Source organism: Gillisia hiemivivida (assembly GCF_007997295.1).
GTDB classification, from domain to species: domain Bacteria; phylum Bacteroidota; class Bacteroidia; order Flavobacteriales; family Flavobacteriaceae; genus Gillisia; species Gillisia hiemivivida.
Window position 1 is genome coordinate 59,351 of the sequence record NZ_VORY01000018.1, and the last position, 14,410, is coordinate 73,760.

The 14,410-nt window shown below is 32.3% G+C and carries 15 protein-coding genes; 13 read left to right on the forward strand and 2 right to left on the reverse strand.

Annotation, left to right across the window (positions count from 1 at the left end; genetic code table 11):
* Positions 1-2 precede the first annotated feature (2 nt).
* Genes ES724_RS13065 through ES724_RS13075 form a run of 3 tightly spaced genes read left to right on the forward strand, consistent with a single transcriptional unit; the run spans position 3 to position 2,255 of the window.
* On the forward strand, positions 3-755 hold the full coding sequence (locus tag ES724_RS13065; protein WP_146933603.1) for an ABC transporter ATP-binding protein: 753 nt from the start codon (positions 3-5) through the stop codon (positions 753-755).
* A 5-nt stretch (positions 756-760) separates the two neighbouring features.
* Entirely contained in the window at positions 761-1,744 is a 984-nt protein-coding gene (locus ES724_RS13070) for an MlaD family protein (protein WP_146933605.1), read from the forward strand.
* Positions 1,728-2,255 carry a hypothetical protein gene (locus ES724_RS13075; RefSeq protein ID WP_146933607.1) on the forward strand — a complete coding sequence of 176 codons (528 nt, stop codon included), beginning with the start codon at positions 1,728-1,730 and terminating at the stop codon, positions 2,253-2,255. Before ES724_RS13070 ends, ES724_RS13075 begins: the two co-directional genes overlap by 17 nt.
* A 14-nt stretch (positions 2,256-2,269) precedes the next feature.
* Here ES724_RS13075 and ES724_RS13080 read toward each other — a convergent pair whose 3' ends face one another.
* A complete protein-coding gene (locus tag ES724_RS13080) occupies positions 2,270-3,031 on the reverse strand; it encodes a patatin-like phospholipase family protein (protein ID WP_146933609.1) in 762 nt (253 codons plus the stop codon).
* A gap of 679 nt (positions 3,032-3,710) precedes the next feature.
* Here ES724_RS13080 and ES724_RS13085 point away from each other — a divergent pair.
* From ES724_RS13085 to ES724_RS13120, 8 genes are all read left to right on the forward strand, one after another.
* A complete protein-coding gene (locus ES724_RS13085; RefSeq protein WP_146933611.1) occupies positions 3,711-4,556 on the forward strand; it encodes a universal stress protein in 846 nt (281 codons plus the stop codon).
* A 13-nt stretch (positions 4,557-4,569) separates the two neighbouring features.
* On the forward strand, positions 4,570-5,424 hold the full coding sequence (locus ES724_RS13090) for a universal stress protein (protein ID WP_146933613.1): 855 nt from the start codon (positions 4,570-4,572) through the stop codon (positions 5,422-5,424).
* Positions 5,425-5,436: 12 nt separating this feature from the next.
* Positions 5,437-6,285: a universal stress protein gene (locus ES724_RS13095; RefSeq protein ID WP_146933615.1), complete on the forward strand. Its 849-nt coding sequence runs from the start codon at positions 5,437-5,439 to the stop codon at positions 6,283-6,285.
* A gap of 65 nt (positions 6,286-6,350) precedes the next feature.
* Positions 6,351-7,202 carry a universal stress protein gene (locus ES724_RS13100; protein WP_146933617.1) on the forward strand — a complete coding sequence of 284 codons (852 nt, stop codon included), beginning with the start codon at positions 6,351-6,353 and terminating at the stop codon, positions 7,200-7,202.
* Positions 7,203-7,327: 125 nt separating this feature from the next.
* Positions 7,328-8,176, forward strand: a complete 849-nt coding sequence (locus ES724_RS13105) for a restriction endonuclease (RefSeq protein ID WP_146933619.1) — start codon at positions 7,328-7,330, stop codon at positions 8,174-8,176.
* Positions 8,173-9,555 carry an MBL fold metallo-hydrolase RNA specificity domain-containing protein gene (locus ES724_RS13110; protein WP_146933621.1) on the forward strand — a complete coding sequence of 461 codons (1,383 nt, stop codon included), beginning with the start codon at positions 8,173-8,175 and terminating at the stop codon, positions 9,553-9,555. Before ES724_RS13105 ends, ES724_RS13110 begins: the two co-directional genes overlap by 4 nt.
* A 135-nt stretch (positions 9,556-9,690) precedes the next feature.
* Positions 9,691-10,065: a hypothetical protein gene (locus ES724_RS13115; RefSeq protein ID WP_146933623.1), complete on the forward strand. Its 375-nt coding sequence runs from the start codon at positions 9,691-9,693 to the stop codon at positions 10,063-10,065.
* Positions 10,066-10,080: 15 nt separating this feature from the next.
* Entirely contained in the window at positions 10,081-10,737 is a 657-nt protein-coding gene (locus ES724_RS13120) for a hypothetical protein (RefSeq protein WP_146933625.1), read from the forward strand.
* Between the two features lie 114 nt (positions 10,738-10,851).
* On the opposite strand, the gene ES724_RS13125 is transcribed toward ES724_RS13120, so the two are convergent.
* Positions 10,852-11,688 carry a universal stress protein gene (locus ES724_RS13125; RefSeq protein WP_146933627.1) on the reverse strand — a complete coding sequence of 279 codons (837 nt, stop codon included), beginning with the start codon at positions 11,686-11,688 and terminating at the stop codon, positions 10,852-10,854.
* A 263-nt stretch (positions 11,689-11,951) separates the two neighbouring features.
* Here ES724_RS13125 and ES724_RS13130 point away from each other — a divergent pair, with 263 nt between their 5' ends.
* Together ES724_RS13130 and ES724_RS13135 are read left to right on the forward strand one after the other, a co-directional pair.
* Positions 11,952-12,569: a WG repeat-containing protein gene (locus tag ES724_RS13130; RefSeq protein WP_146933629.1), complete on the forward strand. Its 618-nt coding sequence runs from the start codon at positions 11,952-11,954 to the stop codon at positions 12,567-12,569.
* A gap of 102 nt (positions 12,570-12,671) precedes the next feature.
* Entirely contained in the window at positions 12,672-14,309 is a 1,638-nt protein-coding gene (locus ES724_RS13135; protein ID WP_146933631.1) for a cation-translocating P-type ATPase, read from the forward strand.
* Positions 14,310-14,410 lie beyond the last annotated feature (101 nt).

Genomic DNA, 14,410 nt, shown 5'->3' on the forward strand with positions numbered 1-14,410 from the left:
TAATGGAATCTGAAAATAAAATAGTACCAGTTTTAGAACTCAAAGATTTGCGAAAAAGCTTTGGAGAAAATACCGTATTGAATGGTTTTAATTTAAAACTGTATAAAGGTGAAAATCTAGTAGTGATGGGGAAATCTGGTTCTGGGAAATCGGTAATGATAAAGTGTTTAGTTGGCTTAATTGAAGCAGATAGTGGCAGTATAAGAATTAAAGATCATGACATTACTAAGTTGGGCCAAAAAGAATTAGACATTTTACGAACAGAGATTGGTTTCTTATTTCAGGGAAGTGCATTATATGATTCTATGACCGTTCGAGAAAACTTGGAATTCCCCCTAAGACGCCATAAGAAAAAGCTCGAATTAAAAGGACATACAGAAACGCTGGTTATAGAAGCATTAACTAATGTAGGATTGGCAGATGCCATAGATCTTATGCCAGCAGAACTTTCTGGAGGAATGCAAAGGCGAGTGGCCTTGGCTAGAGCTCTAATCTTAAAACCAAAAATAATTTTGTACGACGAGCCAACAACAGGCTTGGATCCCATCACGTCCAAGGAAATAATACAGCTTATGCGAACTATTCAAGACACGTATAATACATCTTCATTAATTATTACCCACGATGTGGACTGTGCACGAGTAATTTCTAATAGGATGATATTATTGGTGGATGGGATAAATTATGCAGAAGGCACTTATCAGGAATTAATAGCTTCACAAGATCCAAAAGTGCAAGCATTCTTTAAAAATTAATAGATATGAACAAGTCAACTTCACAAAAAATAAGATTGGGGGTATTTGTAGTTGTAGGATCCATACTTCTTATAGCTGCTCTATATTTTATAGGAAATAGACAGCATTTATTCAGTAAAAATATTGCGATATACGCAGAATTTGCCAACGTTAATGGATTGCAATTGGGAAATAATGTGCGCTATTCTGGAATTAATGTGGGAACGGTAGGTAAAATTGAAATGCTTGGGGAATCCAATATCATTGTAGAGATGATGATTGAAGAAAAAACAGCAAATTTTATTCGTAAAAATGCGATTGCTATCATTGGTTCCGATGGGTTAGTAGGGAGTATGGTAGTGAATATTCTTCCCGGACAGGGAGAGTCTCCATTTGTTATTTCTAGCGACACTATTGTTTCCTATAGTAAAATTGGAACTGATGAGATGCTATCTACGCTAAATGTAACTAATGAAAATGCAGCATTACTTACTGCAGATCTACTAAAGATCACCAATAAAATTCTAGAAGGTAAAGGTACGCTCGGGGTTTTGATAGCAGATACCACAATGGCAGAGAATATTAAAGAAACCATAGACAAACTTAAAGCCACATCTATAAGTACCTCTAATACTATGTATAATTTAAATAGAGTAATTGCAAAAATAGATATGGAAGAAAGTATTGCTGGTGTCCTGCTCAATGATACTCTCGCGGGACAACAATTAAAATTAGTGCTTGATAATTTAGAGCAATCCAGCAACGACATTAATAGCGTAACTAAAGATTTAGGAGGTATTATTGCTGAAATAAAAAATGGAAAAGGGACTCTAAATTACCTAACTACAGATGAGGAGTTGGTTAAGAATATAGACTCCACTATGATATATATTAAAGAATCAACTTTTAAGTTGAACCAAAATATGGAAGCGCTTAAGCATAATATTTTCTTTAGGGGGTATTTCAGAAAGTTAGAAAGACAAAAAAAAAGTGATGATAAACGCAACTAATTTGATGAACATGAAAATAGAACATCTTGAGGAACGAATTACAGATTATAAAGAATCTATTAAAGGAGTAGTAGATAAAAAAGTACAGTGGAACGATCTAATAAAACCACTTCTACATAAAACCTTAAAGGAAATTACAGTCCAATATGAATTGGGGTGGAGAGTGCAGGAGCTAAACTGGATTCATAATAATGAAGCATTAAATATCTCGTTCGATTCTTTTCCTAAAGACCTTATAGACTGCACAAACCAGATCCCTGCATTTCAATTTATCCCGGGAGGAGCTTTGGTGTTTTCCCAAACCTATAGTGGGGATGTATTTATATTTATCCTTTTTCCTGAAATTGATTCCTTGCCCACAGAAAATAATATTACTGAGATAGGATTATTTAATCCCATAGATATAACTGAAAAGCTTGTTATAGAAAAAGTAGATGAATTTTTGAAAGAAATGATCCAATGGGAGCTTCCAAATAAGCCTAGAAAGTTAGGCTTTAGTCAATCTTCTTAAATAGGATGTAGTATTTATAGTAAGCTTTTTTTTGTTTCCAATTCTTTAACAGCAGCAAGATATCCTATTTCAAAGATAGCTTCTAGAGTCTTTAAATCGAAAATTCCAAACTTTGTAAGTCCTGCGGGGGAAATAACGAAATCGCAGTCTTTAAATTTGTGAAGCGATTGGCTTCCTAAACTTATTTGTAAAGATCTATTTAGTATTTGATAGGAATGGCTTAATTCTTCAATTTGGATGGTCTCTAGCGGATTTACGAATACTCCAATTATTTTGTTGCAAAGTGGTTTTAGAGGTTCAATAGGAAAATTATTAAGGATCCCGCCATCTACGTAAACCCCATTTTTAATAGAAATAGGAGTGAAAACTCCTGGAAAAGAGGCAGAAGCTAGTACTGGCTTTATTAATTCTCCCGAACTAAAGATCTTAATTTTTCCATCTATCAAATTTGTAGCGGTGACAAACAGTTTTTTCTCCAAAATAGAAAAATCGTCTTCTTTAAAAAGGCCTTCGAAATCTTTATAAAATTTTAGACTGTCAATAAACCCTGGTTTGTTTATCGCATAGCGACGATAGTTGAAGATAGGAATTTCTTTAAAAAATCTAAAAATATCTTGCCAGGAATTTCCAGCAGCAAACATTGCCCCAACGACTGCTCCAGCACTGGTGCCAGAAATGTGAGTTACTTCTACTCCTTGTTCCTCCAAGGCCTTGAGCACTCCAATATGCGCAACTCCTCTTGCACCTCCACCTGATAGAACCAATCCAATTCCCATATTTCAATAAATTTACGTGATTAAATGTGTAATTCGTTCCAGAGTCTCCATGTATTGATCCCTGTGATACCATTTCTGTAAATGGGGGTTAGGCTCTTTTTCTAAATTATATTAGGGCTATTTATTTTATTTCAGTTTTTAGTAAATCTTCATTACAATTTACCAGCATTATTTTTGGCCTTTCGTGTAAAAATAATTTAGCTGCCACTATACCAATTTCATGAGTGTCCCCGGATGATTATGGCACTTTCTTTTTTAAACTATCCGTAATTATTTATTCAATTGGTTTTGTAATTCTTATTAAAGATAATTGGCATGTACCGGAATTCATATGACTTTTAACATATGTGCTTTATTGGAAAGCAAGTAGTTTTAGGTTACTATTTTAAAGCTTGCTCTTAATTGTTTTAGTCTTTAAATGATGAGCACCAGGATTTAAATGTAGAAATAGTATCTAGCAGAAATATTAGAATTCTCAATCTCGAAAAGCTGGATCTAATAGAATAGCCTGTGTTTAATTCATAATTATCATTCTTTTCATCCCAAACTAAAATATTCTTGCTTTGTATATCTAGAGGGGTGCAAAATATTGTTTCTAATAAATTGATTAGCTGATTCTTGTCATTTTTTTAACTAAATTTCTATTGTAGTTTTAAGTATTCTTTTAAAAACTACACTCATGCGAAAAATATTAATTCCAACAGACTTTTCTGCAAATGCTTTAAATGCCATAAAGTATGGGTTAGAATTATTTAAATATGAGCACTGCGAGATATATATACTTCACGCATATGCAGATGAAGTTTATAACACAAAAAATATACTAATGCGTGCTGATTTTGACGAGTTTAAGCTACAAGTTTTTAGAAATTCTGAAGAGGAGTTAGAAAAATTAAAAAAGGAAATCCTTTCTTTTTCTCCAAATCCAAAGCATGAGATAATAACATGTTCTGAATTTGATTCATTGGTAGATGCCGTAAATGATCTCGCCGATAAAGAAAATATAGATATAATTATTATGGGAACCAGAGGAAGAACTAACGATAGGAATCTAAGCTTTGGCAGCAATACCATACATGTAGTTAAATATGTGAAATGCCCTGTCCTCGCTGTTCCTAGTTCTTTTGAAAAAGGAACACCAACTAAAATTCTATTTCCTACAGATTATTTACTTCCCTATAGAAGAAGAGAGATGAAACTTTTAAGCACTTTAGCTGCTAGTCTTGTTGCCAAAATTACATTTTTACATGTTTCTAAATTTGAAAACTTATCCTATAGACAGTTGGATAATAAAGTTTTTTTAGAGAGTTGTATAGAAAATAATAAGACCGAGAGCATTACTGTAACAGGAGAGGAACTTACCTCTACAATAAATAGTTATATAAAAGCGCATCAGATAGATATGTTAGTTATGGTTAATGCCAGACATTCTTATTTAGAAAGCATTTTGTACAACTCTACAATAGAAAAAATTGGGCTTCAATTAGAGTTTCCATTTTTAATACTCCAAAACTTACAACGTTAATAATACTCTATATATGAAACGTATTTTACTACCAACAGATTTTTCAGATAATGCCTTCAATGCGATGTGCTATGCAGTTCAACTTTTTGAGAAAGAGAAATGTGAGTTTATATTACTAAATACTTATACTCCTGTTACCTATAATGTTGGTACCGCAGCAGATAGTTACTCAACATTCGAATTATTGGAAATTTTAAAAGTAACAGTAGGACAAAATTTAGATAAAACTGAAGAGCGATTAAAAGAGAAATTTAAAAATCCAAATCATGCTTTTCAAAAAATCAGTTCTTTTAATTTGCTTATAAATGAAATGCAAGATCTAATTAAAGAAAAGAATATAGATCTTATTGTGATGGGTACTACAGGAGCAACCGGAGCTAAAGAAATATTTCTGGGCACTAATACCATGTACGCCATAAAGAAGGTGAAATGTGCAGTAATCGCCGTGCCTGCAAATTTTAATTATGAAGAACCAAAAGAGATCTTATTTCCAACCGATTTTAAATTCTCTTATAAAAATAAGTATTTATCCTTTATTAGAGATTTAAGTAAGATCCATAATTCTAAACTGCATATTTTCAATGTTGTCCATGGAGAAAATACAGATTCCAAGTATGAAATGACGATGGATTTCTTGGATAAATACTTCGAGAATAGTTATCATAAATTTCATATCGCTGAAAATAAGGATATTCATGAAGCCATAGTTGAATTTGAATTGAAGCACAAAATCAATTTATTAATAATGATTCATACGAAACATTCCTTTTTTGAAAACATTTTATTTGAGCCTGTAATTAATAAAATAGTATTTCATACCCAAGTTCCTTTCTTAGTAATACCTTCAGAAGAAAGAATGATGAATTAAAAGCTCAAACAGATGAAGCATATACTGGTACCAACAGATTTCTCTAAGAATGCATATAGCGCCTTGCACTATGCAACTCAATTATTTAAAAATGAAAATACTACTTTTCATTTGGTGAATTCCTGTGAAGCCGATGTAATTGCGCAAACGAAAGGAATTTTACCCAGCAAGAAGGAAGATATAATAGAGCGATTAACTAATGAATCTCAAGATAAGTGTAAAAAAGTAAAGCATAAAATAATTCTGGATACCGAAAACAAACTCCATAAGTTTGAAATAATTTCCACCTTTCTAGATCTCCAAAAGATTATTAACACTCTAATTAAATCTAAAGTAATAGATTTTGTAGTGATGGGAACCAAAGGGGTAACCGGTGCTAAAGATGTGTTATTTGGTAGTAATACAGTTAGAGTGATCAATAAACTAAAAGGAGCACCACTTTTAATGATCCCTGGTGAAATGGAATATGTAGAGATTAAGAGGATAGGATTTGCCACGAATTTTACAAGAAAATTTAAACCCAAGGAAATAGCTCCAATCATAGAGTTTGCAAAAAAATACAATGCAGTATTGAGAATACTATTTCTTGGAAAACAAGAGATAATTACTGAAATTCAGCGCGAAAATGTACATGAGCTAAAAGAAATGCTGTATGAGATAGATTATAAGTTTTTTAAAGAAGAAATACTATCTAATAAAACAGATAGTCTATTACAATATGTTATGTTCTATGATTTTAATATTTTAGCAATGGTACATTACAAGCATAGTTTCTTGGAGGACCTTTTAAGGGAATCTTTAATCAAGAAAATGGGATTATACTCAAACCGTCCCTATTTAGTAATTCCTGCTGCTAACTGATAATTATCATAGGAATTACGACTCTTGCATAGTACATTTAATGGAAGAAATTTAAATACTTAGCGATGAAAAAGAAAATTTTATTACCAACAGATTTTTCCAAAAATTCATGGGACACAATCCTTTATGCCAGTGAATTATATAAAAACGAAGAATGCGATTTTTATTTGCTTAATGCATTTACGTATGAGGTAATAAATTTAGGAATTAATACCCCAGGTAATTCTAAAGATCGAATCTATAAAATAGCTAAATCAAAATCTGAAGCTCAATTAGAAAAAGTTTTAGAAATGATCAATCTAAGGAATCTTGAATATCAGCATACCTATTCTATACATGCAGTTAATGGTAATCCTTTAGATGCGATAAAAGATTTTATTGAAACTAAAGATATCGAGCTTATAATAATTGGAAATAAGGGAGAAACAGATGCACTAGATATAATTTATGGTAGAAATGCTATTACTATTATGGAAAAAATTAGAAATTGCCCGGTCCTTGTAATTCCTAATAATCTTCAATACAAAGATCCCAAAGAGATTGTGTTCCCTACTAGTTATAAGACTCATTTTAAAAGAAGAGAATTAAAATTTATTTTTGAAATTTCGAAATTAACTAATTCTCCCGTTAGAGTTTTACACGTAAGTAAAACAGACTCACTTGATAAAGAACAGAAAGAAAAAAGAGCTTTGCTGGAAGAATGTTTAGACGGACTAGTGTATACATTCCACTGGTTAGATTTTGATAATGTACAAACAGGTTTGCATTTATTTGTGCAAAGCAGGGGTAGCGAAATGATTGTATTTATAAATAAAAAACATGCTTTTTTTGATACACTCTTTTCCAAACCTTTGGTGAAAGAACTTGGACAGCATGCAAAGGTTCCTGTATTAGTATTACATGATCTCCGTAATTAAAATCTTGAATTATAACAAAAGCAGGTATTTGGATAGATTGAAAAATGGTAATTATAAGTACGCTAGATTCTATTGAGAAAAAAACTGATAATTTAATATTTTGGGTGCTTATATAAAATGAACAAATGAATAATGAGGAAATTTTTATAAAAAAATCTTCAGGTGAGGGAGAGAAGTTTTCAATTTCAAAACTTCATAATTCGTTACAGAGAAGTGGCGCAGATAAAGCTAGCATAAAGAAAATTATAGACGTTGTTCGGGACGAATTGTACCAAGGAATCTCTACAAAGGAAATTTATAATCGTGCATTCGCGTTACTCAAAAAAAATAAACCAATATATGCTTCAAAATACAAGCTTAAAAAGGCTATTTATGAGCTAGGTCCTACTGGATTTCCTTTTGAAAAATTTATTGGCGCTTTACTTGAATTTTCTGGATACTCTATACAAATAGGATCATTTTTACAGGGGAAATGTGTTACTCATGAGATAGATGTGATTGCAAAAAGGAATGAAGAATATATCGTTGCAGAATGCAAATTTCATAGTGATCGAAGTAAAAAGTGCGATGTAAAAGTTCCGCTCTATATTCATTCCAGATATCAAGATATTCTTATGAATTATAAAAACTCCAAAGATTGTCCTAATGAGGGTTGGGTAGTAACAAATACACAGTTTACGAAAGACGCTTTAATTTATGGGAAATGCAGTGGACTGCATTTGTTAAGTTGGGATTTTCCCATAGATAATGGAATAAAGGATAGAATAGACCGGCTTAGATTATACCCTGTAACAGTATCTACCCTTTTAACAAATAGAGAAAAACAATTCCTAATAAGCAGAGATGTGGTCTTGTTAAGACAACTTTTAAAGGATAAATTTTATTTAGACCATCTAGGTGTCTCTGAAAAAAGAAAAGAGAAGATTTTTAAAGAAATAAATATGCTCTGTAATCATATAAGAATTAACACATGAAATCTATAAAAATTCATTTTTTAGGAGCGTCTTGCACAGTAACTGGTTCCAAGTTTTTATTGAAATCTGAAGAAGCCAATATCTTAATTGATTGCGGAATGTTTCAGGGACTCAAAGAATTGCGAGAAAAGAATTGGGAACCTTTCCCAGTGGATGCTTCCACTATAGATTTTGTATTACTTACACATGGTCATTTAGATCATACCGGTTATTTGCCAAGATTGGTAAAGCAAGGCTATCGGGGCAAGATAATTGGAACAGCACCTACTCTTGCGATTACCGAAATTATTTTGAGGGACAGTGGTAAAATTCATGAAGAAAGTGCAGAAAGAGCCAATGAAGAGGGATATACAAAGCATCAACCAGCAAAACCTTTCTATACCGTTAAAGAAGCGGAGACTACTCTTGGATTTTTCAAATCTGAAGAAAAAGACCAATGGGTCACATTAACAGAAAATATAAAATTTAGGTACCAATACAATGGGCATATTATAGGAGCCACATTTATTGAGCTAGATATTTTCGGAAAGATCTTTGTTTTTTCAGGAGATATTGGAAGAGAGCAAGATTTGCTTTTGTATCCACCGAAAAAACCAAAATATGCCGATTATCTTTTTGTTGAGAGCACCTATGGGAATAAATTACACCCTGAAGAAAGTGTTTCAGAAAAACTTATTGAATTAATTAATGAAACTATAAAAAATAGAGGAACTCTTATTATCCCCTCGTTTGCAGTAGAAAGACTGCAGACTTTAATGTTTATTTTATGGAAACTCTATAACGAAAATCGTATCCCTAATATTCCCATTTTTATAGATAGTCCAATGGGTAATAATGTACTATCTGTTTTTCAAAGATTTCCAGAATGGTACAAAATTCCTCCAAATGAATTTAAAGCCATGCAAAAGCGAATGAATATTATTACCTCCTATAAAGAGACTTGGGAAACTATAGACAATCCACGCCCGAAGATAGTTATTGCGGGTAGTGGGATGGTAACAGGCGGGCGGGTGCTGTCTTATTTACAGCAATTAATAGATAGACCAAGCACATCTGTGTTGCTGGTTGGCTATCAAGCAGAAGGGACTCGTGGGAGACAATTGTTTGAAGGAGCACAAGAAATTAAATTCTTCGGGAAGTATTATTCTGTAATAGCTAAAATCCATCATATTGAAAGCTTATCTGCTCATGCAGATCAACATGGATTATTAGATTGGATGAGTGCGATTGAGAACACCCCAGAGGAGGTTTTCTTGATTCATGGGGAACCAACAGCACTGGATGCTTTTAGAGTGAAAATTAAAGACACCTATAATTGGAAAGCAACTATTCCTAAGCTCAATGAAATCAGGGAATTCCAAATTGTAAGCCCGACCTAATTATTGACTTGAATTGATAATTTTCATTTCATTTTCCTTCTTAGAAGTGTATTTTTAAATAAAAAAATGAACATTAATTTATATAAAATGAAATAGAAAGAATGGCGTAATCCAAGTAGCCTACACGACGAAACTGTGAGATGCATCTCTGAACTTGAATTTGTTAATGATGAAATTCAATTTTTAAGTGATCTTATAAAAGAATTTACACTAGAACTTATTTCTGGTGAAAATTTTCAAGAAAACAGAGACATTATTAACGACCTAAGTGCCTATAAAAAAGCTTTGAAGCTTTTACTTAAGGAAATTGAAATTCATAAAAATAGCCTTCAAACCCTTGTAGACGATATAGATATACCAGACGAAGAAGATGAGTACCTAATAGATCATAATAAACTTATGTCTGAAGCGATTGCCTTCAATTTAAAAGTTAGAAAATTAAAAACTAAAATTTTTGACCTTATAAAGGGAATTATAAAAGTTGGTAAACAAAAAAGATTATTAAAATAGTTGATCTCATTATTTATGAAAGCAATAATAATTTTCAGAAAACTCAAAATTTATAGGTTTAGTTTTCTACTATGCTTTCTTTTTATAGGTTGCTCCTCAATTAATCTGGTGGAGCAATACACCAATCCAGCTATAGCCAATTTAGATATTAGGAAAGTTTTGGTAATTGGAATGACGCCCAATAAAGATATCCGACGAATTTTCGAAAAGAAGGTAGCAGTTGAATTCAATAAGCAGAATGTAATTGCGGTACAGAGCATCGATTTTTTTGAAAAATCATTTACAGAAAACCAAAAATCGGAGAGACAACTAAATCAAATTCAAGCACAATTAAAAGAAGCCAATTTCGATGCTGTTCTACTTGCTAAAGTTACCGGCCAGGAAGAAAAAATTGCAGTGGCTCAAGCCTACAGGAATTTTTTAAGAGATTTTGATTCTTTTACAGATTACTATTATTACAATCAGGAAATTTACGGTGGTCAGGAATCTGAAAGCTATTTGCTTTATCATACCGAAACCTCACTTTATTGTTTGTGCCCTGCAGCTGAACGGCAAATACTTTGGAAGGCCTCTATAGATATTGTGGACACGGAACGAATAGATAAGAACATTAATGATTATATAAAAGTTCTATTTAAAAATTTAAAGGACAACCAAATCCTTTTTAAATAATATTTTTTTGATTCTTAACTAAGAACTCAATTATTTTATGCTCAAAAGTCCTCATATATCTTTTTCAAAGGAATTAGAAATATACCTAATTAAGGTAGCAGGGGGCTAAACATTTTATTTATGCAGTATTAAAAGAGGCACACTAGAGGCATAACTCATTTTTGTTCTTTCTGAACCAAAAATGAAGCGCTCTAAGAAAGATTCTTCTTCATCGAGAAACATAGCATGAAAATCTATATGTAAAAGTTGGGTAACTGTACTAATAGCCATTGCAGCTGGAACTCTATTAACAGTAGAAAAATTATAATTAATATCTTTTAAAACGCTTTTAACTCTAGCGTCATCTTTTTTATCGTCAGCTGTAATAGGATTGTTGTTTAGTTCCATTACAGTTACTTTAGGTTGATACCTCTTTATTATTTCCTTTAATATTTTAATTCCGACACTGTTAAAATCTTCACTTCTAAAAGTTGAAAAAAGCACGTTTTCTATGTTTGAGAATTTATACCCTTCTGGAATAACAAAAACTGGACATTTTATCTTTCTTATTACCTGAATGGTATTGCTGCCAAATAATATTTCTCTCGCATTTGTAGTACCATTGGTACCCATTATAATTAGATCTATCTTATGAGCGGCTAGAGTTTCGTTAATAGCATTAACAAGATTATCAAAGTCGAAAATCGGTTTAAAGCTATAGTTCTCGTGGATAAATTGCAGTTTATATGGTTTTATTAAATCCATTAATTGCTGCTTATTATCATCAGCTATTGCTTCATAAACAGAGGCTTCAGGTGCTGCTGTAACCAAATCTGCAGATAGAAAATCCGAAGATTTTTGAACATTCAGAATATAAAAATTACAGCTATTTCCTTTAAAGAATTCAAGCGCATAATTTATAGCATTCAACGAGTTTTCAGAGAAATCTGTAGGTAATAGAATATTTTTCATCGTAGTGGATTATAAAAATAAAATTATCAGGAAACCATCTAAAAAAGAATGATAAAAATCATATCCTACTGCTTCTATTAGTATAATCTTAGATAGAGCGTTTTTTAGAATCTAAAGCGGGGAAGGATTTCTATTAATCCAAGATTATTTTTATAAAATAGCGAGGTTTAATATTTGTTTCTGTTTGATTAAGTAAAAGTGAGAAATGTCATTTTAAAGGTGTTATGATGCTGCTAACTTTATGGAAATAAAATATTCATGTTATGAGAACGACATTATTTACTTTCGGGTTGATTATTTTAAGTTGTCTTGGTTTTGCTCAAGATATTAAGGATGTAAATTTTATAGCTCCATTTAAGGATGGCTTGGCGGCTGTTCAGAGAGATGGGGAATGGGGTTTTATAGATGAGTCTGGTACTTTGGTAATAGATTTTAGAAAAGACATTACAATATTGCCAGAACATGAAGAAGGCAAATCAAAATTCCCTTATTTTAATGACGGGAGATGCCTAATTAAAAAAACAGAAAAAGACATCCCTTTCTATGGTTTTATGGATAAGTCTGGAACAATTGTAATTGATCCTGTATATATAAATGCTTCTAATTTTAAAGATGGAATGGCAATAGTAGGTGAACTTACTAAAGAAAGTCTTGGTAAAAATGATCTCTTGAATAAAAGGGTTGTGAACTACAGTTTTACAGAAATAGCAATAGATACGTCTGGAAAGCTTTTATATTTTCTTACAGACCCTCAGCACGTGACCTTGGATAAAAAATATATAAAGAAACTTCCAAAGATCAAATCTACCGTTCTAAATGAAAGATTAATAGCTATTCCCAGTAAAACAACAGAAAACTGGACTGTCATGAGGCTTCAATAATCCATATTTGGCTACTCTAGTTTTGCTTTGCAGATTTAATGATGCTTTAGCGTTTAAGAATTATTTTACTAATTTTCAGCCTTTCAACTCATTTTAATAATAATGGAAAATGCTTATAAACTTTCTGTTGAATCCCTTTTAAAACAATTAGAAGTAGATCCGTTATTTGGATTAAGCGAAAATGAAGTTACCCATAGAATTAAGAAATATGGAGCCAATATTTTTAAAGTTAAGAAAGCTAAAAGTTGGACTCTCATTTTCCTAAATCAATTTTTAAATCCCATAATTTATATACTAGCTGCAGCCACAATTTTAGCTTTTTGGTTTCAGGAATGGCTAGAAGGAATTGCAGTGATCATAGTAATCCTGTTAAATACAGGAATTGGGTTTACTATGGAGTTAAAAGCAAACCGAATGATAGAGTCTTTGCAAAAAAGTGCTGAATTGTTATCTACAGTATTAAGGGAAGGGAAGATTAAAAGTGTTACAGCTGCAAATTTGGTTCCCGGAGATGTGCTAATGCTCTCTCCTGGAACTATTATAGGTGCAGATGCTCGTATTATTCATCAGGAAGGAATTGCCGTTACAGAGTCTGCACTAACTGGTGAAAGTAATCAGGTTACAAAATCAGAAAAAGTACTAAATGATGATACACCTGTCTACAAAAGAAGTAATATGGTGTTTAAAGGTACAATTGTAAGTAAGGGGAATGCAAAGGCAATTGTAACTGCAACCGGGTCTCAAACCGAATTAGGTTCTATCAACAAATTAGTTCAAGAAGCAACAAAAGAAGATACTCCGCTGGGTAAACGATTAAATCGTTTGAGTCACTGGCTTATTTTACTTACCCTTTTCTTAACCATTGTAATAATAGCTATTGGGTATATTGAAGGGAGAGATTGGGAGTTATTAATTAAAACTAGCATAGCACTCGCCGTTGCTGCAATTCCAGAAGGTTTGCCCATAGTCGCTACAATTACTCTTGCCCATGGTATGGTTAAGTTGTCCAAACAAAAAGTGATTATAAAAAAGTTAGAAGCTGTGCAAACCCTTGGGGAGATCACAATGATGTGTACAGATAAAACAGGTACGCTCACCCTCAATAAAATGAAAGTATCACAAGTAGAATTGGAGGACGAATCGATCGTGATATCATCATTAAATTCTAAAAGAAATGGAGAACATTCCAAACATTCGGGACTTTCATTTCAAAAATTTATTGAAGTGAGTATTCTTTGCAATAATGCACATGTGCAAGAGGAAAATTCCAATGGAGATTCTTTAGAGATTGCCTTATTAGTTTTTGCTGAAGAGTTAGGATATAATGTACAAGATTTAAAGTCTAAATTTCCAGAAGTCTATGAAATCCCATTTGATGAAAATGCTAAGTTCATGGCTACTTTAAATAAATACGGAGACTCCTTTCAAATTTGTGTAAAGGGAGCGCTGGAGACCTTGTTGAACCTCTGTAGCACAGGAATAGACAAGAACGGGAATAAAATCGAACTAGATAGACATAAGTGGCTTCAATCGTCAGAAGATGTTGCGAGCCTGGGATTACGTGTGTTGGGCTTTGCATATAAGCAAGGTGAAGAAACCAATCTAGATAATCAACTTCATGATCTCATATTTATTGGAATAGTTGGGTTTCTGGATCCCCCAAGATCTGATGTTGGAGAGGCCATAAAAATTTATAAAAAAGCAGGGATAAAAGGGATCAATCTCAAAAGTTGTGTGTGAATTGAAAATGTAGTTCGATATTTGCCAAAAAAAGAGGTTTGGATAACTACCTAGATTTAATTAAGCTTGTATTGCCACAATTCTTAGTGGATCATTTTGAT